Annotated in this window: 21 protein-coding genes and 1 tRNA gene; 8 read left to right on the forward strand and 14 right to left on the reverse strand. The window is 68.7% G+C overall.

The window, feature by feature from the left end; all coding sequences use genetic code 11:
• Positions 1-139 precede the first annotated feature (139 nt).
• Positions 140-1,738, forward strand: a complete 1,599-nt coding sequence (locus tag AB0I34_RS34330; RefSeq protein ID WP_360453231.1) for a substrate-binding domain-containing protein — start codon at positions 140-142, stop codon at positions 1,736-1,738.
• Positions 1,739-1,791: 53 nt separating this feature from the next.
• Positions 1,792-1,872, forward strand: a tRNA-Leu gene (locus AB0I34_RS34335).
• A 2-nt stretch (positions 1,873-1,874) separates the two neighbouring features.
• Here the strand turns inward: AB0I34_RS34335 and AB0I34_RS34340 are convergent.
• On the reverse strand, positions 1,875-2,723 hold the full coding sequence (locus AB0I34_RS34340; protein WP_360453234.1) for an SAM hydroxide adenosyltransferase: 849 nt from the start codon (positions 2,721-2,723) through the stop codon (positions 1,875-1,877).
• 161 nt (positions 2,724-2,884) lie between these two features.
• A complete protein-coding gene (locus tag AB0I34_RS34345) occupies positions 2,885-4,057 on the reverse strand; it encodes a Gfo/Idh/MocA family oxidoreductase (RefSeq protein ID WP_360453237.1) in 1,173 nt (390 codons plus the stop codon).
• A gap of 162 nt (positions 4,058-4,219) precedes the next feature.
• Here AB0I34_RS34345 and AB0I34_RS34350 point away from each other — a divergent pair, with 162 nt between their 5' ends.
• From AB0I34_RS34350 to AB0I34_RS34370, 5 genes are read left to right on the forward strand one after another with little or no spacing between them, the layout of a single operon-like run.
• Complete coding sequence (locus tag AB0I34_RS34350; protein WP_360453240.1) at positions 4,220-5,077, forward strand: SGNH/GDSL hydrolase family protein; 858 nt, start codon at positions 4,220-4,222, stop codon at positions 5,075-5,077.
• Positions 5,078-5,087: 10 nt separating this feature from the next.
• Entirely contained in the window at positions 5,088-5,804 is a 717-nt protein-coding gene (gene rph, locus AB0I34_RS34355; RefSeq protein WP_131361811.1) for a ribonuclease PH, read from the forward strand.
• Positions 5,801-6,406: an RdgB/HAM1 family non-canonical purine NTP pyrophosphatase gene (gene rdgB, locus AB0I34_RS34360; protein ID WP_360453244.1), complete on the forward strand. Its 606-nt coding sequence runs from the start codon at positions 5,801-5,803 to the stop codon at positions 6,404-6,406. Before rph ends, rdgB begins: the two co-directional genes overlap by 4 nt.
• A 4-nt stretch (positions 6,407-6,410) precedes the next feature.
• Positions 6,411-7,001, forward strand: coding sequence for a hypothetical protein (locus tag AB0I34_RS34365; RefSeq protein WP_360453247.1), 591 nt, complete (start codon positions 6,411-6,413; stop codon positions 6,999-7,001).
• A 51-nt stretch (positions 7,002-7,052) separates the two neighbouring features.
• A complete protein-coding gene (locus tag AB0I34_RS34370) occupies positions 7,053-8,036 on the forward strand; it encodes a crosslink repair DNA glycosylase YcaQ family protein (protein ID WP_360453250.1) in 984 nt (327 codons plus the stop codon).
• 4 nt (positions 8,037-8,040) lie between these two features.
• On the opposite strand, the gene AB0I34_RS34375 is transcribed toward AB0I34_RS34370, so the two are convergent.
• The 5 genes from AB0I34_RS34375 to murI form a co-directional block, all read right to left on the reverse strand.
• A complete protein-coding gene (locus AB0I34_RS34375) occupies positions 8,041-8,640 on the reverse strand; it encodes a TetR family transcriptional regulator (protein WP_360453253.1) in 600 nt (199 codons plus the stop codon).
• Positions 8,637-10,166, reverse strand: a complete 1,530-nt coding sequence (locus tag AB0I34_RS34380; RefSeq protein WP_360453256.1) for a DHA2 family efflux MFS transporter permease subunit — start codon at positions 10,164-10,166, stop codon at positions 8,637-8,639. The genes AB0I34_RS34375 and AB0I34_RS34380 overlap by 4 nt, the downstream gene beginning before the upstream one ends.
• A 42-nt stretch (positions 10,167-10,208) precedes the next feature.
• Entirely contained in the window at positions 10,209-11,060 is an 852-nt protein-coding gene (locus tag AB0I34_RS34385; protein WP_360453258.1) for an alpha/beta hydrolase, read from the reverse strand.
• Positions 11,041-11,787, reverse strand: a complete 747-nt coding sequence (locus AB0I34_RS34390; RefSeq protein WP_360453261.1) for an MBL fold metallo-hydrolase — start codon at positions 11,785-11,787, stop codon at positions 11,041-11,043. The genes AB0I34_RS34385 and AB0I34_RS34390 overlap by 20 nt, the downstream gene beginning before the upstream one ends.
• 131 nt (positions 11,788-11,918) lie before the next feature.
• Positions 11,919-12,722 carry a glutamate racemase gene (gene murI, locus AB0I34_RS34395; RefSeq protein ID WP_131517483.1) on the reverse strand — a complete coding sequence of 268 codons (804 nt, stop codon included), beginning with the start codon at positions 12,720-12,722 and terminating at the stop codon, positions 11,919-11,921.
• A gap of 167 nt (positions 12,723-12,889) precedes the next feature.
• Here murI and AB0I34_RS34400 point away from each other — a divergent pair, with 167 nt between their 5' ends.
• Positions 12,890-13,237, forward strand: a complete 348-nt coding sequence (locus AB0I34_RS34400; RefSeq protein WP_360453264.1) for a hypothetical protein — start codon at positions 12,890-12,892, stop codon at positions 13,235-13,237.
• A 95-nt stretch (positions 13,238-13,332) separates the two neighbouring features.
• On the opposite strand, the gene AB0I34_RS34405 is transcribed toward AB0I34_RS34400, so the two are convergent.
• The 7 genes from AB0I34_RS34405 to clpS all read right to left on the reverse strand — a co-directional run bounded on the left by AB0I34_RS34405 (position 13,333) and on the right by clpS (position 20,117).
• Positions 13,333-14,280, reverse strand: coding sequence for a cysteine synthase family protein (locus tag AB0I34_RS34405; RefSeq protein WP_131361802.1), 948 nt, complete (start codon positions 14,278-14,280; stop codon positions 13,333-13,335).
• 2 nt (positions 14,281-14,282) lie between these two features.
• Positions 14,283-14,561: a MoaD/ThiS family protein gene (locus AB0I34_RS34410; RefSeq protein ID WP_360453268.1), complete on the reverse strand. Its 279-nt coding sequence runs from the start codon at positions 14,559-14,561 to the stop codon at positions 14,283-14,285.
• Between the two features lies 1 nt (position 14,562).
• Complete coding sequence (locus tag AB0I34_RS34415) at positions 14,563-15,018, reverse strand: M67 family metallopeptidase (RefSeq protein WP_360453271.1); 456 nt, start codon at positions 15,016-15,018, stop codon at positions 14,563-14,565.
• Between the two features lie 71 nt (positions 15,019-15,089).
• Entirely contained in the window at positions 15,090-16,067 is a 978-nt protein-coding gene (locus tag AB0I34_RS34420) for an aldo/keto reductase (protein WP_360453274.1), read from the reverse strand.
• 10 nt (positions 16,068-16,077) lie between these two features.
• Complete coding sequence (gene ileS, locus AB0I34_RS34425; protein WP_360453277.1) at positions 16,078-19,203, reverse strand: isoleucine--tRNA ligase; 3,126 nt, start codon at positions 19,201-19,203, stop codon at positions 16,078-16,080.
• A gap of 78 nt (positions 19,204-19,281) precedes the next feature.
• Positions 19,282-19,833: a DUF2017 domain-containing protein gene (locus AB0I34_RS34430; RefSeq protein WP_360453280.1), complete on the reverse strand. Its 552-nt coding sequence runs from the start codon at positions 19,831-19,833 to the stop codon at positions 19,282-19,284.
• Positions 19,830-20,117, reverse strand: coding sequence for an ATP-dependent Clp protease adapter ClpS (gene clpS / locus AB0I34_RS34435; protein WP_131361796.1), 288 nt, complete (start codon positions 20,115-20,117; stop codon positions 19,830-19,832). The genes AB0I34_RS34430 and clpS overlap by 4 nt, the downstream gene beginning before the upstream one ends.
• Between the last annotated feature and the right edge of the window lie 40 nt (positions 20,118-20,157).

Below are 20,157 nucleotides of genomic sequence, written 5' to 3' on the forward strand. Positions count from 1 at the left end.
CAAGAAGTACTCCGACCTTGGCCCTGACCAGCCGAAAGCGGGTAATCTGCGCGCGCAGTCAGCCTCTGGGAGGGAGGGACCTGCCGCGATGGGAAAACATTCCTCTGCGGTGACGCGAAGTAACAACAACCGTCGTTCGGTGTACATCACTGCGGTCGGGCTATTGGTGGTGTCGTTGGGCGCCGTCTTTGTGGTCCGCTCCTTCGGATCGCAGTCCGGCGCCGACGGGTTCCTCGGCGGGCAGTCGTGTGACGACCCGACGCAGGTCTCGTTGAGCACCACACCCGAGATGCAGCCCTCGCTGGAGGCCGCGGCCAAGTCGCTGGCCGGTAAGGGCGGCGACGACGGAACTCCGTGTCTGCAGTTCACCATCAGCGGGGCTCCCTCGGCCAAGGTGGCTCGGGACATCGCCAGCGGCAGCGACAACCGGCCCGATCTGTGGGTGCCGGACTCGTCTCTGTGGGTGGGCCAGGCCGACGACGGCCAGAGCGTCCCGAGCATCGCCGTACCGTCCGTCGCGACCTCGCCGCTGGTGCTGGTCGGGCGGGGCGCCAACTTCGCCGACACGTCGTCCTGGCTGCGCGCCCTCGGTGCCTCGGATCCGGCCCTGCTGGACCCGCTGAACACCTCGCCCGGTGCACTCGCGCTGCTCGCGGTGCAGTCCGAGCGGCAGAAGACCTCCGCCTCCGACACCCAGGTGTCGCAGGTGATCGTGCCGCTCGCGCAGCGACTCGGTTCGATGGCCAAGCCGTACAGCGACGTGAACGCACTGTTCGGCCGGGCGGACCAGGACGGCAGCAGGGTCGTCGTACCGGCGTCGGAGCAGAGCTTCGTGAAGTACCAGGAGGAGCACCCGGACGCCCAGCTGAAGGCGATCATGCCGGCCACCGGCACGCTGACGCTGGACTACCCGATGGTGGTCACCGCCAAGGACGACGCCGAGACGATCACCGACGCCGGCAAGGCACTCGCAGCGGAGCTGCTGTCCGACGCGTCCAGCCAGGCCCGCGACCAGGCCGGTTTCCGGGACGCACTGTTCAGCCCGCTCAGCGGCGGCCGCGGGGTCGGCGACCTGACCCAGCTGACCAAGCCGACCGGCGAGGCGATCGAGAAGACGCTGCAGAACTGGACCCGGCTGTCGCTGTCCACCCACTCACTGGCGGTCATCGACGTCTCCGGCTCGATGGCGGAGCAGGTCGGCGGCAAGTCCCGGATGCAGCTGACCATCGAGGCGGCGAGCGGTGGTCTGTCGCTGTTCCCAGACAGCGCCTCGCTGGGGCTGTGGACGTTCTCGACCCGGATCGGCTCGGACGGCGGCGACTACAAGGAACTCGTCCCGATCGCGCCGCTGTCGTCCGGCCAGCGGAGCAAGATCCTGACCAACCTGAAGATCCAGCACGCGGTTCCCAACGGCGGCACGGGTCTGTACGACACCGCGATCGCGGCGGTCCGCGCGGTCCGGAACCAGTACGACTCGAGCGCGGTCAACTCGATCCTGCTGTTCACCGACGGCAAGAACGACGACCCGGGCAGCCCGACCCTGGAGAAGACCATCCAGACCCTGGAAGGTCTCCGCGACCCGGCCCGCCCGGTCCGCATCATCGCACTCGGTATGGGCCCGGACGCGGACGCCGAGGAGCTCCGCAAACTCGCCCAGGCCACCGGCGGCCAGTCGTACGTCGCCCGCAACCCCGGCGACCTGCGCACGGTGTTCATCGACGCCCTGCAAAGCCGCTGAGCGTCTGCTGCTCCCCTAGGATGTCTGTCCTAGGGGAGCAGCGTGCTTACCCAGCCAGAGTGGTGGAACGGCAGACACGCCGGCTTTAGGTGCCGGTGCCCCCGGGCGTGCGGGTTCGAGTCCCGCCTCTGGCACTTCAGGCGGCGTACTCGGCCGGCGTGCTGCGCAGTGGTGAGTCGCCCGGGCGGAGGTTGAAGGCCGACGCTGCCGAGCCGCCGCGGATGACGAGTTCGACGAAGTCCGTGCCCGAGCTGCCGAGGATCAGACCCGCGGCGCCGAGAGGTACGTCGGTCAGGTGGCGGTAGCAACCGACCTCGGTCAGGGTGATCGAGCCGTCCTGAGTCCGGCCGGCGACCGGGATGGACGCCCCGATGGAGAACCCGATCGCGGCGGCGCAGCAGTCGAGCTTGCAGTTGCCGAAGTTGTCGACGACGCTCACGGTCGGCTCGGCGTCGTCCAGCACGGGTACGGCGGTCGGTGTCGACGGGACGGCGTGGCCGTCGGTGAGCCACTTGGCGAGCAGCGGCAGGTACCACAGGCTGCGGAACTGGGTGTCGGCGATCTTCTCGAGCTCCTCGGCACTGAACTCGGCCCAGTCGCGCGCCGCCTCGAGGACCTCGCGGATGTCCGTCACCTGGACCCGATCGATCCCGAGCTCACGGCGTACCAAGGACAGGGTGCGCGCGTCGAACGTGCTCGCGACCAGATGCCGACCGTAGGTGAAGAAGCAGAACGGGGCGCCGTTGGGCCACTCGCCGTCGCGGGGCGCGATGTTGACCAGCGTGATGGTCGGATGGCCGTCCTCCCCCAAGGACTCGGTCGATCTCAGGCAGTCGAGCAGGGTGAGTGCGGCGAACGACTCCGGATCGGGCCCGTCGGCGGCCACGATCGTCGGCGACTGGCCGAACAGGGCGCCGATCCGGGTGCTGAGTCTGGCGCGGGCGTTGCCGCCGAAACAGTCGGTGACATAGGTGATCGGGTACATCGAATCTCTCCAAGGATGTGCAGGCAGCTGGAAAAAAGAGAGAGGCCCCCGACACAGGGGGCCTCTCGCTGCAAGCACATGCGCCTACGCCGCTAGAGTCCTCCGCATCGAGGGCTCAGCATTCGCAGTGCGGCGTACCAGGTCACGACCATGACCTTAGCTCACCGCGTTTGGCCGTTGTCGAAATACCTGACCAGCGTCGGGTCCAGCGGCGGGACGTCGACCGGGGTGCCGTCCGAGCGCAGTGACGTGGTGGCGGCGTACCCGGCAGCGACCGCGGCCCGCGCGGCGACCGGGGACGTGAGCGTCTCGCCGCCGTCGCGGACGAAGCGGATGAACTCGCCCACCAGCAAGGGATCGGCGCCACCGTGGTGGTCGGAGCTGCCCGGGATCTCGACGACCTGGTCGGCGTCCTCGCGGTACCCGGACCGGCGGCTGTTCCAGACCTTCACCACGCCGCCGTACGTGTCGCCGAAGTTCTCCAACCGGCCGTGCGTGCCGATCACGGTGTAGTTGCGCCAGTAGTCCGGCGTGAAGTGGCACTGCTCGTAGGTCATCAGGACCCCGTTGTCGAGCGCCAGGTTGACCATGGAGAGGTCCTCGACGTCCATCACCGGCGCCAGGCCCTTCTGCTCCAGCGGCGGCCAGTTGTCGTCGCTGACGAAGTCGCCGAATCGCTGCTCCGATCGGTCCTGCCGGTCCTCGATCCCGCCGTACACGGTCAGCGCACCCATCGCGTTCACGCGCGTGGTGTAGCCGCCGGCCAGCCAGTGCATCACGTCGATGTCGTGGGCACCCTTCTGCAGCAGCAGGCCGGTGGACCGACGGCGGTCCGCGTGCCAGTCCTTGAAGTAGAAGTCACCGCCGTGGCCGACGAAGTGCCGGCACCAGATCGCCTTCACGTCACCGATCGCGCCGGACTGGATCAGTTCCCGCATCGTCAGTACGACGGGCATGTGCCGCATGTTGTGGCCGACGTACAGCCGCGCGCCGCTCTCGTACGCCGCCTGCAGGACCCGGTCGCAGCCCTCGGTCGTGATGGCCAGCGGCTTCTCCACGAACACCGAGACGCCGGCCCGCAGGAAGTCGATCGCCGGGCCCTCGTGCAGGTCGTCGGGCGTGGTCAGGAAGACGCCGTCGAGCTTCTGGTCGAGCAGTTCGAGATGGTCCGCGTACGCCGTCGCGCCGGCGAACCGCTCCAGTGCGATGTCTCGCTGCGCGGCGGCCGGATCGGCCACTGCCACGATCGCCGAACCCTCGCCCGGGGTGTGCGCGTACTGCGCGAGCCGGCTACGGGCCCCGAGTCCCACCAAGCCAAACCGAAGATCAGTCATCAGCAAGCAGCTCCTGCACATAGTTGTTTGAAGCACAGTAACTCCGAGCAGTTGCGTCCTTCAATCACCCGTCCTCCAGCTGGAATTGACGCGTTGGTCATCCAGGAAACACCGAAGTCCCGCTCCGTGCCGTCACCATGGCGGAATGTGAGCCTCCACTACGTGGCACTGGGGGACTCGACCACCGTAGGTGTCGGGGACCCGATGAACGGCAGCAGTACGACCGACCTGTCCGGTGCCGGTGCGCGCCCGGGTGAAGGGTGGCGAGGCTGGGCCTCGTTGCTTGCCGACTCCCTGGCCAGTTCCCACCGTGTGACGTTCTCCAACTTCGCGACCAGCGGGGCCACCGTGCACCTGGTCGCGACCGAGCAACTGCCCGAAGCCGTAACGACCGGTCCGATCGACATCGCCTCGCTCATCGTCGGGGTCAACGACACTCTGCGATCCAACTTCGACTCCGGCCGGATCCGTGCCTGCCTGGATCACTGCGCCGAGCAACTCACCGCCCGTGGCGCGCTGCTGCTCACTGTCCGGTTCCACGACCACGGCCAGGTGTTCGGTCTGCCGGCCTGGCTGCGCCGCCCACTGTGGCAGCGGATCGAGGAGATCAACCAGGTGTACGACGACCTGCACGCGAAGTTCGGCGGGATCCGGCTGGACATGGCCGACTACCCGGAGGTGTACCGCCGGGACTTCTGGAGCATCGACCGGCTGCACCCGGGTGAGCGCGGTCACCGGCGGCTGGCTCGGGCGTTCGCCGACGAACTGGCCCGGCGAGGGCTGCCGATCGACGTACCTCCGGATCTGGACTGTGCCGGGGTCGCGCCGAGCCGGTGGGCGGACACCCTCTGGCTGGTCAAGGAAGGCGTCCCGTGGCTCGGCCGGCGGGCCAACGACCTGCTGCCCTGGGCTGCCCGGATGGCCGTCACCCAGGTTCGCCCGTCCAGTGGCCTGCGTCCGTCCGGTTCGTCCGGTGCCCTGCGCCCGTCCAATGCGGAGGTCCAGCGCCTGGAGGCATAGGGTCGGACGCATGGCGCGTATCGATGGACGTACCCCGGATCAACTACGGCCCGTCACCCTGACCCGGAAGTGGCTCGACCACGCGGAGGGCTCGGTGCTGGTCGAGTTCGGCCGGACCCGGGTGCTGTGTGCGGCGAGTGTGACCGAGGGTGTGCCGCGCTGGCGCAAGGGTTCTGGTCTCGGCTGGGTCAGCGCGGAGTACGCGATGCTGCCGCGGGCGACCAACACCCGCTCGGACCGCGAGTCGGTGAAGGGCAAGATCGGTGGCCGGACCCACGAGATCTCGCGGCTGATCGGGCGTTCGCTGCGGGCCGTGATCGACTACAAGGCGCTCGGCGAGAACACGATCCTGCTCGACTGCGACGTACTGCAGGCCGACGGCGGGACCCGGACCGCGGCGATCACCGGCGCGTACGTCGCGCTCGCCGACGCGGTGTCGTACCTGCGCGAGCGCAAGCTGCTGAAGAGCGAGCCGCTGACCGGTTCGGTGTCTGCGGTCTCGGTCGGCATCATCGACGGCGCCCCGATGCTCGACCTCTGCTACGAGGAGGACGTCCGCGCCGAGACGGACATGAACCTGGTGCTGACCGGCGACGGCAAGTTCATCGAGGTGCAGGGCACGGCCGAGGGTGCGCCGTTCGACCGCGCCGAGCTGGACAGCCTGCTGGAGCTCGGTACGGCGGGATGCGCGGAGCTGACCAAGCTGCAGCTGGAGGCCCTCGCGTGACCAAGGTGCTGTTGGCCTCGAACAACAAGAAGAAGCTCGAGGAACTGCGTCGCATCCTGACCCCGATCGTGCCCGGGATCGAGGTGCTCGGGCTGGGCGACGTACCGGCGTACGACGAGCCGGCCGAGACCGAGCCGACGTTCGAGGGCAACGCGCTGCTGAAGGCGCACGCCGCGCTGGCCGCGACCGGGCTGCCGTCGATCGCCGACGACAGCGGCATCTGCGTCGACGCGCTGAACGGCATGCCCGGCGTACTGTCGGCGCGCTGGTCGGGACCGGCCAAGGACAACCACGCGAACAACCTGCTGCTGCTCGGCCAGCTGGAGGATGTGCCGGACGAGCGGCGTGGTGCGTCGTTCATCGCCGCGGTGGCGTTCGTCCGGCCGGACGAGGCGGACGAACTGGTGCTCGGTGAGATGCGCGGATCGGTCATCCGCGAGCTGCGCGGCACCGGCGGCTTCGGGTACGACGTTCTGTTCCAGGCCGAGGGGTACGACCGGACGACGGCGGAACTGTCGATCGAGGAGAAGGACGCGATCAGCCATCGGGGCAAGGCGTTGCGTGCCTTGGCCCCGATCGTCGCGAAGGCGTTGGGAGGGTAGGACCATGTTGTTCGCCGGATCGGACCGGGACGGGGTCGCGGACGGGAAGATCACCGCGGCCTACCGGCGGTGGGCCGAGCCCCGGGTGGTGGAGGGGCGGATCTACCGCACCAACGCCGGCCGGATCGAGATCGACAGCGTCCGCCAGGTGAACCCGGAGCTGATCGCCGACAGCGACGCCGACGTGGCGGACGCGGACCGGCGCAACGCGAAGGACGTCCGCCGGCGGCTGCGCGGCAACGAGGACTGGCCGACGTTCCTGATCAAGTTCCACCTCGTCGAGGGGCCGGACCCGCGCGAGGAGCTCGCGGCCCAGTCCGAGCTGACCGCCGACGACCTCGCCGATCTCACGAACCGGCTGGCCCGCTTCGACGAGCTCAGCCATCACGGCGCGTGGACCACCCAGACGCTGCGGCTGATCCAGTCCAAGCCCGCCACCCGGGCCGCCGACCTGGCCGCCTCCCTCAAGCGCGAGACGGCCCCCTTCAAACTCGACGTCCGCAAACTCAAGAACCTGGGTCTCACCCACAGCCTCGAAGTCGGCTACGAACTGAGCCCCCGCGGCACGGCCTACCTGAACGCCCTGGACAGCTGACGGCCCGGGCGGACCGACCAGGCTGTCGGTCCGTGCTGATAGGTATCAGGCATGAGTCGCGGTCTGTCGGTCAGTTATGCGGAGGCTGTGCGGTATCGGCTGGACGTGAATCGGTTGGGGGTGCGGTTCGGGGGTGGGGAGTATGTGGGGGCGGCTCGGTTCGGGTTGCAGGATACGGCTCCTCGGGATGCGTTGATCGGGTTGCACGCGCGGGTGGAGGGGTGTGAGCCGTCGGCGTGGGAGGCGCCGGGGTTGATGCAGACGTACAGTCCGCGGGCGGCGGTGTATGTGTTGCCGGAGCGGGACTTCGGGGTGTTCACGGTCGGGCGGATGCCGCTCGATGAGGAGAAGCAGCGGGAGATCGCACGCCAGGCCGACCGGATCTGCCGGGAACTGGGCGGCGCCGAGCACCGCGGCGGCCGGGGCAATGAGCTGCGGAGTGCCTGCTGGAGTGGGCGGTTGGCGTTGCGGTGGACGACCAGTGCGCTCTACGTGCGTGAGGTTCCGGCGCCGGAGATCGACTTCCAGGACGCGCATCTGGAGCTGTGCCGGCGACACGTGCAGGCGTTCGGGCCGACCACCGTGGAGGCCTTCAGTTGGTGGTCCGGGCTGTCGAGACCTGATGCGAGAGAAGTCTGGAAGCTGCTGGACGGTGAGCTTCTCCCGGTTGAGTTGGAAGGTCGCGAGGGGTGGATCCTCGCGGCGGACGAGCAGGCCGTCCGGTCCGCGCCGGCACCGACCGGCGCACGGTTCCTGGTGGCTTCGGATCTGCGGCTGTTCGGGCAGGACCGGCATGGACTGTTCGCCGCACCGGGCCAGAAGCCGCGGATCCATCTGCACGATTGGTACCACCCGCACGGACTCATGCTGAACGGCGAGATCCGCGGCGCCTGGGGACGCAAGGGCGGGAAGGTCGACCTCCGCACCGCCGGCCCGCTGTCCGATCAGGACCGGGCCGCGATCGAGGCCGAGGCACTGTCGATGCCGATCCCGGGTGCGACGATGACCCTCACCATCACCGAAATGGAGCCGTAGGCAACTACTTACCGAGCGGAAGGCCGGCCTGGAGGTGGGCGAACGCGCGGTCGATGATCTCGAAGTAGTCCTGCATCTTGGCGTGGCCGGTGATCTGGTACGTCGCCATCACCACGCCGACGACCGCGCCGGCCCAGGCCCGGACGGCGAAGTCGTCGGCGGAGCGGCCGACCCGCTCAGCCGCCAGGACGGCCAGCAGGTCGATGCCGGCGTACAGCTGGTCGAGCATCCGCGCGCGCAGCTCGGGGGCTTTGAGGACCAGCTGCTGGCGCTGAGACTCCAACTCCCACTCCGCCTCGGTCAGCATCCGCATGCTGTCCTTGAGCGTCGCACGCAGCGCGTCGGTCGGGTTCAGCTCGGCCGGCTGCGCGCGGAACACGTCGATCATCACCGGGTCGAGCCGGTCGAAGACGACGGTGTCCTCCTTGGTCGGGAAGTACCGGAAGAAGGTGGCCGGCGACACCTCCGCCGCGGCCGCGATCTCCTGCACGGTCGTCTCGGCGTACCCCTGGTCGCGGAACAGCCGCAGCGCGTGCTCCTGGATCGCCGCCCGGGTCTTCGCTTTCTTGCGCTCGCGCAGCCCGGGCGGCTTCTCCGTCGTCATACCTCGATTGTGACAACTTCCGCGGGCTCCGGCTCGACGGACCCACGGGTGCCGGGCAGGAAGGCCAGCGCGAGCACGAAGCCCAGAGCCGCGATCCCGCTGCACGTCCACAGGGTCGCGCTCATGCCGTGGACGAACGCCTCACGGGCCGATTCCGCCAGGGCCGGCGCGTTGGTGTGGGCCGCGATCGCGACCGCCCCGGACGCGCTGTCGCGGGCCGCGCCGGCGACAGCGGGCGGCAGGCCGCCGACGTTCAGGTGGTCGCGGTACGCCGAGTTGAGCACCGTACCGAGGATCGCGACACCGATCGTGCCACCGACCTGGCGGAGCGCCTGAATCAGGCCCGATCCGGATCCGCTGCGCTCGACGGTCAACGCACCGATGGCCAGGTCCATCACCGGCGGCAGCGTGAATCCGATACTCACACCGACAAGGCTGACCCAGATCGCCGTGAACCCGTAGCCGGCGTCGACGCTGGTGAACGCGCCCATCACCAGGCCGGCCAGCATCAGCACGAAGCCGAACGCGACGGTCAGCCGCGGCCCTGCGGTGGCGGCGAGGCGCTCGGCGACCTTGGCACCGACCAGGAGTCCACCGATGATCGGCAGCAGCCGCAGGCCGGTGTTCAACGCGTCCGCGCCCTGCACAGCCTGGAAGAGTTGCGGCAGCACGAACAGCAGACCCATCAACGCGAACGACGCCAGCGTCGCGAGCACCGTGCCCCAGGTGAACCGCGCCGACCGGAACAACGCCAGGTCGACCAGCGAGTCCGCCGTACGCCGCTGCCACGACCAGAACACCGCCAGCAGTACGGCGCCAACGGCCAGACTGGTCAGCGTCACCCCGTCGCCCCACCCGCGCTCACCGGCCGCGACGAACCCGTACGTCACCGCCACCAGCCCCACTCCCGACAGCAGAATCCCGGGTACGTCGATCCGTCCGGACCGGTGACCGCGCGTCGCCGGGATCAGCAGAGCGACCGCGACGAGGCCGACGGCGACCAGCGGCAGGTTGATCAGGAAGACCGATCCCCAGCGGTAGTGATCCAGCAGCCAGCCGCCGAGCACCGGCCCGAGCGGGATGCCGAGCGAGTTGGCCATCACCCAGATCGTCATCGCCCGGACCCGCTCCCCCGGCTCGAACAGCACGTTGAGCAAGGACATCGACAGCGGGATCAGGAAGGCCGCCCCGACCCCGAGCACCGCGCGAGCCGCGATCAACTGCCCCGCCGACGAGGCGAACGCACAGGCCGCCGACGCCCCGCCGAACACCACGAGGGCCCCGATCAGCAGATGCTTCTGGCCGAACCTGTCACCCAGCAGCCCGGCGGGCAACAGCAGCGCCGCGAGCACCAAGGTGTACGAGTTCGCGAACCACTGCAGCTGACTGGTCGACGCCCCCAGCTCGGTCGCCAGCGTCGGCAGCGCGACGTTCAGCACGGTCAGATCCAGCCCGACCACGATCAGGCTGACCGACATGGCGCCCAACGCCCACCACCGCCGCGGGTCACGGCTCACAGCACCCATCACACACGCCTCCTGAGATCGACTCTAATTTGAGAGTAGATCTCAGAATTTGTTTCCGCAACCCTGTAGTGCCTCCCGCAGAACCTTCCGGAAGAGCTCGGGTTGCTCCAGCCACGGGAAGTGACCGGCGTCGGGGACGAGGTGGAAGGTGTGGCGCTGAGTGTGCGCCGCCAGGTCACGGACATTGACCGCCGATCGCGGATCCCCGGCGCCATGGACGAACGTGACCGGCGCGCGGAGCCCGGCCGCGAGCCCGGCCAGGTAGCCCTCTGGCCACCGGTTTACGTCCAGGAGGAGCTCACGATTGGCGGCGAAGTTGATCGGCAGGTCCACCGCCGCGCTGTCCCGTGCCCAGGTCATCGCCATCGACCGGTCGGCATGATCGGGGAACCACGCCAGCACGCGGAACTCGATCTCCTGCTCCGGTGTCCGGTCGCGCTTCTCCCCCAGTTCGTCCAGCCGGTCGACCTGTGGCGGTGTCATCCGCCGCGCACGCTCTGCGCGTTCCGGCGTACGCCAGTCGCCGATCCCGACGCCGCCGACGTACACGACGCCGGCGGCACGATCGCCGTACCACCCGGCGTAGGCCAGCGCGAGCGTCGCGCCGAACGAATGCCCGAGTACGACGATCCGCTCATGCCCCCAGTACTCGCGAAGCTCGTCGATGTCCTGCGCCGTCCGCCGGACCGACTGCAGTTCCGATGGTCCCGACCGCCCGCAGCCGCGCTGGTCGAAGCGGTGTACGACGGTCAGATCGTCCAGCATCTCCGCGAGTACGGCGTAGTCGTCCCACAAGCCTGGGCCACCGTGGACGATGACGACAGGCGGCAACGAGCTGGCGGTGCCGCTGGTGAGCGTCCACAGCGGGACGCCGTCAGAGGTCGAAAACGGCATGGGGGGTGGCAATCTCGATCGGGCCTGGGTACGTGCGGGCGGCGGCCTCGGCCTGGGTCTCGCGGCTGTACCAAGGTGGGACGTGGGTGATGATCAGACGTTTGACTCCGGCCTTCTTGGCGTGTTCGCCGGCGTCGGCGGGCGTCAGGTGAAGGTCTGTCGGGTTGTGCGGATCGTTGTCCTGCAAGGCGGCCTCGGACAGCAGGACGTCGGCACCACGGGCGAGCTCGATCAGCGCCTCGTTAGGCCCGGTATCGCCGGTGTAGACGAGTGACTTGTTGCCGTGCTCGACCCGGATCGCGTACGCCGGCACCGGGTGCACCATCCGCGCGGTGCGCACCGTGAACGGGCCGATCCGCTGAACCGCCTGCCAGGTGTGGAATTCGATCTCCTCCTCCATCCCGGGATCGATCGGCAGGTCGTACGCCGACGCCATCCGGCCGGACGTCCCGGGCGGTCCGTAGACCGGGATCCGCGGGATCGGCGTACCTGGTCCGTACTTCGCCGCGACGTACAACCCGCACAGGTCCATGCAGTGGTCAGGATGCAGGTGGGACAGGCCGATCGCGCCGATCTCCGGGACCGCGACGTGCCGCTGGAGCGAGCCGAGCGCGCCACTGCCGAGGTCGAGGATGAGGTGGAAACCCTCGGCGGTGATCAGATAGCTCGAGGCGGCCGAGTCCGGGCCGGGTACGGACCCGGAGCAGCCGATCACGGTGAGCTTCATAGCCGGAACATTACCGGCGGGTTGCCGGCTTCGCAGGACCGCGGGTCGCGTCGCGGATCATCGGATCCAGTTGCCTGGCGGTGATTTCGCGCACATCACGACGGGATCCGGTGCCCTGGACAACAGACCGGCTAGCGGACCCAGGCGAACTGGTCGACCGCGGACAGCACCGGCCCGAGGAAGCGAGAGCCGATGGCGGCGAACTCGGCCGGGCTGCCGGTGGTGACGAAGCGGTGCCGCGGCTCCGGCAGGTTGTCCGCGCGGAGCAGCCCGGTCTTGGTGAGTACGCCGTACACGTCCTTGGCGCACTCCTCGGCGCTGCTCACCAGCGTGACGTTGTCGCCCATCACGTACGAGATGACGCCCGTGAGCAACGGATAGTGCGTGCAGCCGAGGATCAGCGTGTCGACGCCGGCCTCGACCAGCGGATCGAGGTACTCGTGCGCGGCCTCGAGAAGCTCGGGCCCGGACGTCACGCCGGACTCGACGAAGTCGACGAAATCCGGGCAGGCACGGGTGAACAGCTCCACCTGCGGCGCGGCCGCGAACCCGTCCTCGTAGGCGAGCGACGCCGCCGTCGCCCGGGTGCAGATCACGCCGACGCGCTGGTTCCGGGTCGCGGCCACGGCCCGGCGCGCGGCCGGCAGGATCACTTCGACGACCGGTACGTCGTACCGTTCGCGGGCGTCGCGGAGCATCGCCGCACTGGCCGAGTTGCAGGCGATGACGAGCATCTTCACGCCGGCCTCGACGAGATGGTCAAGGCACTCCAGCGCATACTCGCGGACCTCGGCGATCGGCTTCGGGCCGTACGGCTGCCGGGCGGTGTCGCCGAGGTACAGGATCGGCTCATGCGGCAACTGATCGAGCACCGCGCGGGCGACGGTGAGTCCGCCGAAGCCTGAATCGAAGATCCCCACCGGTGCGTCAGCCACAGGCAGAGCTTATACAGGTCTGATCGCGGGCAGTCCCGAAGCCAGCCTTACCTAACCAAGCGATCCGACACGCCGGAGTTATCCACATCTTTACTCTGCGGAATTGCCTTTTCACGTGATGGGCGCCACTCTGGAGCGATGTTTGCTCGACCGCCCTTCGTGATGCCATGACACTGGCGCACCAGATCGCGGTGGTGCTGGGCACCACCGCCGCACCGAATCCGCAACCCAACGGCGCCACGGCGGCGGGCCAGGCTGCGGACACGCACAGCACTACCGCGGACATCGTGGCGGCCCTCGGGCCGACCGGGATGCTGGTGGTGCTGGCCATGGCGGCGTTCGCCTTGTACGTCGTCTCGCTCTCGCTGCACCCGAACGCCAAATGCAACCGTTGCAAAGGCGCCGGACGGCACCGCGGCGCACTCTTCAGCTACGCCCAACGTCCCTGCAACAGTTGCAAGGGCCGCGGTGTTCACCCCCGACTGGGACGCAAGGTCCTCTTCAAGCAACCGTAGGCGGACATGACCTAGTCACGATCAGGTGCCGGCAGCAACAACAACCGGCACCGTCCTGAGTCCCGGCCCTCCGCCCGCCGGCGCTCAGCTCCACCTCAGGCCCAGAGCTGACCCTCGAGGCGATCCTCCGCCTCGTCGATCGTGCCCTCGTAGGCACCGGTGGACAGGTACTTCCAGCCACCGTCCGCGACCACGAACGCGATATCCGCGGTCTCGCCCTCGCGGACGCATTTCGCCGCCTGGCCGAGCGCCGCGTGCAGGATCGCGCCGGTGGAGATCCCCGCGAAGATCCCCTCGTTGTCCAGCAGCTCACGGACCCGGCGTACGGCGTCGCGTGGGCCGACCGAGAACCGGGCGTCGATCAGGGTCTCGTCGTACAACTCGGGCACGAAGCCCTCGTCCAGATTGCGCAGTCCGTAGACGAGTTCGCCGTACCGCGGCTCGGCCGCCACGATGCGCACCTCGGGCTTGTGCTCGCGGAAGAACCGGCCGGCGCCCATCAGCGTGCCGGTGGTGCCGAGGCCGGCCACGAAGTGGGTGACGGACGGCAGATCGGCGAGGATCTCGCGCGCGGTGCCGTCGTAGTGCGCGGCCGCGTTGGACGGGTTGCCGTACTGGTAGAGCATCACCCAGTCCGGGTGCTCCTCGGCGACCTGCTTGGCCACCCGGACCGCCTCGTTCGACCCACCCGCGGCCGGAGAGGAGATGATCTCGACTCCCCACATCCGCAGGATCTGGCGGCGTTCCTCGGAGGTGTTCTCCGGCATCACGCAGACCATCCGGTAGCCGCGCAGCTTGGCCGCCATCGCCAGTGAGATGCCGGTGTTGCCCGACGTCGGTTCGAGGATCGTGGTGCCGGGCCGCAGCCGGCCGTCCTTCTCGGCGTCCAGGAGCATCCGCAGCGCCGCCCGGTCCTTGATCGAACCGGTCGGGTTGTGGTCCTCCAGCTTGGCCCACAACCGGACGTCCGCCGACGGCGACAGCCGGGGCAGACCGACCAGCGGCGTGCCTCCGACCGAGTCGAGCAGACTGTCGAAACGCATGCTCAGCCGCCGGCCACCGCGGGCAGTACGACGACCACGTCGCCGTCCTTCACGCCGGTCTTCAGGCCGCCGGTGAACCGGACGTCCTCGTCGTTGACGTAGACGTTCACGAACCGGCGCAGTTCCTCCGGCTCGCCTTCGACGATGCGCTCCTTCAGACCCGGGTGGGCACCGTTCACGTCGTCGATGAACTCGGCCAGCGTGGCGCCGTCCCCGTTCACCGCCTTCTCGCCGCCGGTGTACGTGCGCAAGATCGTCGGCACGCGCAACTCGATCGCCATATCAGTTGTCTCCTCTTGTTTCCTCATAAGAACCCACCACGCGCACTTCTTCTTCCACGACCTCGGCGTCGATGATCCGGTACGACCGGAACTCGACGGGGCCGTCGTACGCCGGGGAGTCGGCGCCGTCCCGGGTCGACACCAGCACGTAGTGGGCGCCGGGCTCCTGGGCGAGGGTGATGTCGGTGCGTGACGGAAACGCCTCGGTGGCGGTGTGCGAGTGGTAGATCACCACCGGCTCCTCGTCCCGCTCGTCCATCTCCTGGTAGAGCCGGAGCAGGTCGCCGGAGTCGAACTCGTAGAACGTCGGCGACATCGCCGCGTTGAGCATCGGCACGAACCGCACCGCCCGGTCCGACCCGGCCGGCCCCGCGACCACGCCACAGGCCTCGTCCGGGTGGTCCCGGCGGGCGTGCGCGACGATCGCGTCGTACGTGGCCTTCTCGATGATCAACACGAGACCACGGTACGGCGACCGCCGGACCCGTCCCGCCAACCCGGGAGTCGGTCCATTATGCGGACAGAGCGCTACCAGCGATCGTGGATCTGTGGCCGGATCAATTCGTCGTACGTCGCCTGGACCGCGGCCGACTGGTCGGCGGTGAGCGGGGAAAGACTTGCCGCCGCCAGATTGCCGGACACCTGGGCCGGGTTGCGCGCGCCGGGGATGACCACACTCACACCCGGCTGGTCGAGGATCCAGCGGAGGGCGAACTGGGCCATGGTGACGCCGGCGGTCAGCCAGGGCATCAGGCGGCGGACGGCCTCCAGCCCGGTGCCGAAGTCGACGCCGGAGAAGGTCTCGCCGACGTCGAAGGCCTCGCCGTGGCGGTTGTAGGTGCGGTGGTCGTCGGCCGAGAACGTGGTGTTCTCGTCGTACTTGCCGGACAGCAGCCCGCTCGCCAGCGGGACGCGGGCGATGATGCCCACGCCGGCCGCTTGCGCCGCGGGCAGCACCTCGTCGAGCGGCTTCAGCCGGAACGCGTTCAGGATGATCTGCACCGACGCCACGTTCGGCCGCGCGATCGCGGTGAGCGCTTCCGCGCAGGTCTCGACGCTCACGCCGTACGACGCCATCCTGCCCTCGTCCACCATCGAGTCGAGCGCGTCGAACACCGCGTCGGTCGAGTACACCGGCGTCGGCGGGCAGTGCAGCTGGACCAGGTCGATGGTGTCGACACCGAGGTTCTGCCGGGACCGGTCGTTCCAGGCCCGGAAGTTCTCCAGCGTGTAGTTCGACGGCACCTGCTCGACGCGACGTCCCATCTTGGTCGCCACGGTCAGGCCGTCGTACTCCTTGACCACCTGGCCGACCAGCCGCTCGCTGCGTCCGTCGCCGTACACGTCCGCGGTGTCGATGAACGTGACGCCGCCCTCGATCGCCGCCCGCAGTACCGCGAGCGCATCGCCCTCGTCGACCGAGCCCCAGTCGGCGCCCAGCTGCCAGGCACCGAGCCCGACCACACCCACGTCCCGACCAGTCCGACCAAGCCTGCGCGTCTCCATGCCGCTAACCCTAGGCAGTGACCTCGACCCGTAGCTCGGGACCCTCCGAAACGTCCAGATCCGTCGCGAGCGTCTCCGCCTTGATCAGCTCGCGATGCGCCTCGACCGCCTGCATGGTCCGAGCGTCAGCCGTCACCGACAAGCGCATCCGATCGGTCACTTGCAGGCCCGCGTCCCGCCGCGCCTGCTGCACCGAGCGAATCACGTCGCGCGCCGTCCCCTCGGCCTCCAGCTCAGGCGTGATCGTCGTGTCCAGTACGACGAATCCGCCGCCGGAGAGCAGGCCGCTCGCCGTACCGCCCTCGGCCAGCGTGGTCTCCAGGGTGTACTCACCCTCGGCCAACTCGATGCCCCCGGCAACGACAACGCCGTCCGCGGAGACCGACCAGTCACCGCTCTTCGACGCCTTGATCACCGTCTGGACGTCACGCCCCAGCCGCGGCCCGGCCGCCCGCGCGTTGACCGTCAGCCGCTGCGACACCGGCGCGTCCACCGCATCCGCCGACGCCAGCACGACCTCGCGGACGTTGACCTCATCCTCGATCAACGGCACCAGAGCCCTCAAGGCCTCCGCGTCGGCCGTCGCCACCGTCAGCGACTGCAACGGTTGCCGGCCACGGATGCCTGCCGCCTTCCGGATCGACGACGCGACCGAACACACCTCGCGCACCCGCTCCATCCGCGCGACCAGCTCCGGGTCGTCCGGAAGCTCGTCGACCGACGGCCAGTCGGTCAGATGCACCGACCGCTCCCCGGTCAGACCACGCCAGACCTGCTCCACCGTGAGCGGCAGCAGCGGCGCAGCCGTCCGGCAGACCACCTCGAGCGCGGTGTAGAGCGTGTTCACCGCGTCTTGGAACGTCTCCCCCGACTCGTCCCAGAAGCGATCCCGGGACCGGCGGATGTACCAGTTCGTCAGCACCTCCAGGTAGCTGAGCACCGCATCGCAGGCCGACGCGACGTCGTACCGGTCCAGCTTCTCCTCGACGTCCGCGACGAACACCCGCAACCGGGCCAGCACATACCGGTCCAGCAGAACCTCGGAGTCGGTCGACCACGTCGCGGTCGCCCCGGCGGCGTTCGCGTAGAGCGCGAAGAAGTACCAGGCGTTCCACAACGGGATCATCACCTGGCGGACGCCGTCCCGGATGCCTTCCTCGGTGACGACCAGGTTCCCACCGCGCAGGATCGGGCTCGACATCAGGAACCAGCGCATCGCGTCGGCGCCATCGCGGTCGAACACCTCGGACACGTCCGGGTAGTTCCGCAGCGACTTGCTCATCTTCTGGCCGTCGTTGCCGAGCACGATCCCGTGACTCAGGCAGGACGAGAACGCCGGCCGGTCGAACAGCGCCGTGGACAGGATGTGCAGGGTGTAGAACCAGCCGCGGGTCTGGCCGATGTACTCGACGATGAAGTCGCCCGGGAAATGGTGCTCGAACCACTCGGTGTTCTCGAACGGGTAGTGCACCTGCGCGAAGCTCATCGACCCCGAGTCGAACCACACGTCGAGTACGTCGGGCACCCGGCGCATCGTGGACCGCCCGGTCGGGTCGTCCGGATTCGGCCGGGTCAGCTGGTCGACGTACGGGCGGTGCAGATCCGGGACCGCGACACCGAAGTCGCGCTCCAGCTCCTCGATCGAACCGTAGACGTCGATCCGCGGGTACGCCGGATCGTCCGAACGCCAGACCGGGATCGGACTGCCCCAGAACCGGTTCCGGCTGATCGACCAGTCCCGCGCGTTCGAAAGCCACTTCCCGAACTGCCCATGCTTCACGTGCTCCGGCACCCAGGTGATCTGCTCGTTCAGCTCGACCATCCGGTCCCGGATCCGGGTCACCTCGACGAACCAGCTCGACACCGCCTTGTAGATCAGCGGGTTCCGGCACCGCCAGCAGTGCGGGTAGCTGTGCACGTAGCTGTCCTCGCGCACCAGCGCCCCGGCCGCCCGCAGGTCGCGGATGATCGGCCGATTCGCCTCGAACACGTGCATCCCCTGGTACGGCGGGACCACGGACGTGAACCGGGCTCCTTCGTCAACGGTCAGCACGGTGGGGATCCCGGCCGCTTCACAGGCGACCTGGTCCTCCTCGCCGTACGCGGGAGCCATGTGGACGACGCCGGTGCCCTCGTCGGTGGTGACGTGCTCGGCCGAGATGACCTGGAAGGCGTTGGCGGTCCCGAAGACCTCGGCGTTCGCGAGGAACGGGAACAGCGGGGCGTAGCGCAGGCCGATCAGGTCGGAGCCCTTGAGCCGCCGGAGCACCTCGTCACCGAGGCCGTCGAAGTCGCCGTGTGTCCCGGCGTACGCCGCCAACCGCGCCTCGGCGAGGATCGTCGGGCGGCCGTCGGCGTCGTTCACGACCACGTAGTCGACGTCCGGGCCGACGGCCATGGCCAGGTTGCTCGGAAGGGTCCAGGGCGTGGTGGTCCAGGCGAGCAGGCGCTCACCGGTCTCCAGCTCGACCGCGATCGTCACCGACGGGTCCTGGCGCTGCTGGTAGACGTCGTCGTCCATCCGCAGCTCGTGGTTGGACAGCGGGGTCTCGTCGTTCCAGCAGTACGGCAGCACCCGCAGGCCCTCGTACACCAGGCCCTTGTCGTACAGCGTCTTGAACGCCCAGATCACCGACTCCATGTAGTCGCGATTGAGCGTTTTGTAATCGTGGTCGAAGTCGACCCAGCGCGCCTGGCGGGTGACGTAACTGCGCCACTCACCGGTGTACTTCAGCACCGACGCCCGGCACGCCTCGTTGAACTTCTCGATACCGAGCTCGAGGATGTCCGCCTTCGTCTTCAGCCCGAGCACCCGCTGAGCCTCCAGCTCGGCCGGCAACCCGTGCGTGTCCCACCCGAACCGCCGCTCCACCCGATGCCCACGCATCGTCTGGTACCGCGGCACGACGTCCTTCACGTATCCCGTCAGCAGATGCCCGTAGTGCGGCAGCCCGTTCGCGAACGGCGGCCCGTCGTAGAAGACGAACTCGTTGGCCCCGTCCACCCCAGCCGCCCGCTGCTCCACCGAGGCGAGGAACGTCCCGTCCTTGTCCCAGTACTCGAGCACCTCCCGCTCGATCCGCGGAAAGTCAGGACTAGCACTCAGCTCGGCGTCACCGCTCTTCGGGTAGCTCACCCAGCGCATGCTATGCAACAACACGCCCTACAGATAACCGAGCCACCCCTCCCCCACCCGCGCGAAGCGCGGAATCTCTCAGCGCATGTTGTGGAGAAGGGCGGACTGGAGGTAGCCGAGCCAGTCGTACAGGTCGTACGTCAGGCGGCGGGGGTCGTCGTCGGGGAGCTTTTCCCAGGTGGAGTAGTCGTCTTCTTCCTTGATGTCCAGGCGGGTGCCGATCGCCAGGCGGAGGTCGTTCAGGGCGCGGAGCCAGGACAGTTGTTCGTCGGGTTCCAGCGCGATCTCGTCCGCGCCGGACTCCTCGAGCGCCGACAGCACCCGCTTGGCGTCACTGATCTTGCGGTCGCGCAGGCCGCGCTCCGTGAACCGCCGGAACTCACCCGACGCCTGGTCGTCCTCCTTGTAGGCGTCCGGCAGCAGCCGCTGGAGTACGACGTCCTCCGGCGGCGAGGTCGGCCCGTCGCTGTCCAGGAGCGCCGCCAGCGGGTCCGAGGATTGGGTGGCGCGCGGCGGCAGGCCGTCGTACAGGAGTTCGACCAGGTTGCGGAGCAGGTTCGCCAGGATGTCCGCCTCGTGCTCGGCGAAACTGACGACGACGGTCTTGCGGCGCTTGCGGAACCGGGTCACGACTTCTCGCAGGTGGCCCACAGGCCGTAGGAGTGCATCGCTTCCACGTCGCGTTCCATCGCCTCGCGGTTGCCGTTCGAGACCGCCGACTTGCCCTCCTGGTGCACCTGCAGCATCAGCTTCTCCGCCTTGTGTTTGGAGTAGCCGAAGTAGGTCTGGAACACGAAGGTGACGTAGTCCATCAGGTTGACCGGATCGTTCCAGACGATCGTCACCCACGGTGGGCTCAGCTCGATCGCCTCGTCGACCTCGGGGCTCTCGAGTTCGCTGGGTGCGGTGCTCACCGGTCCATTCTCTCCATCATCGGTTCCAGGTTCGCAATAG

Source organism: Kribbella sp. NPDC050281, assembly GCF_040655855.1.
Classification (GTDB): Bacteria; Actinomycetota; Actinomycetes; order Propionibacteriales; family Kribbellaceae; genus Kribbella.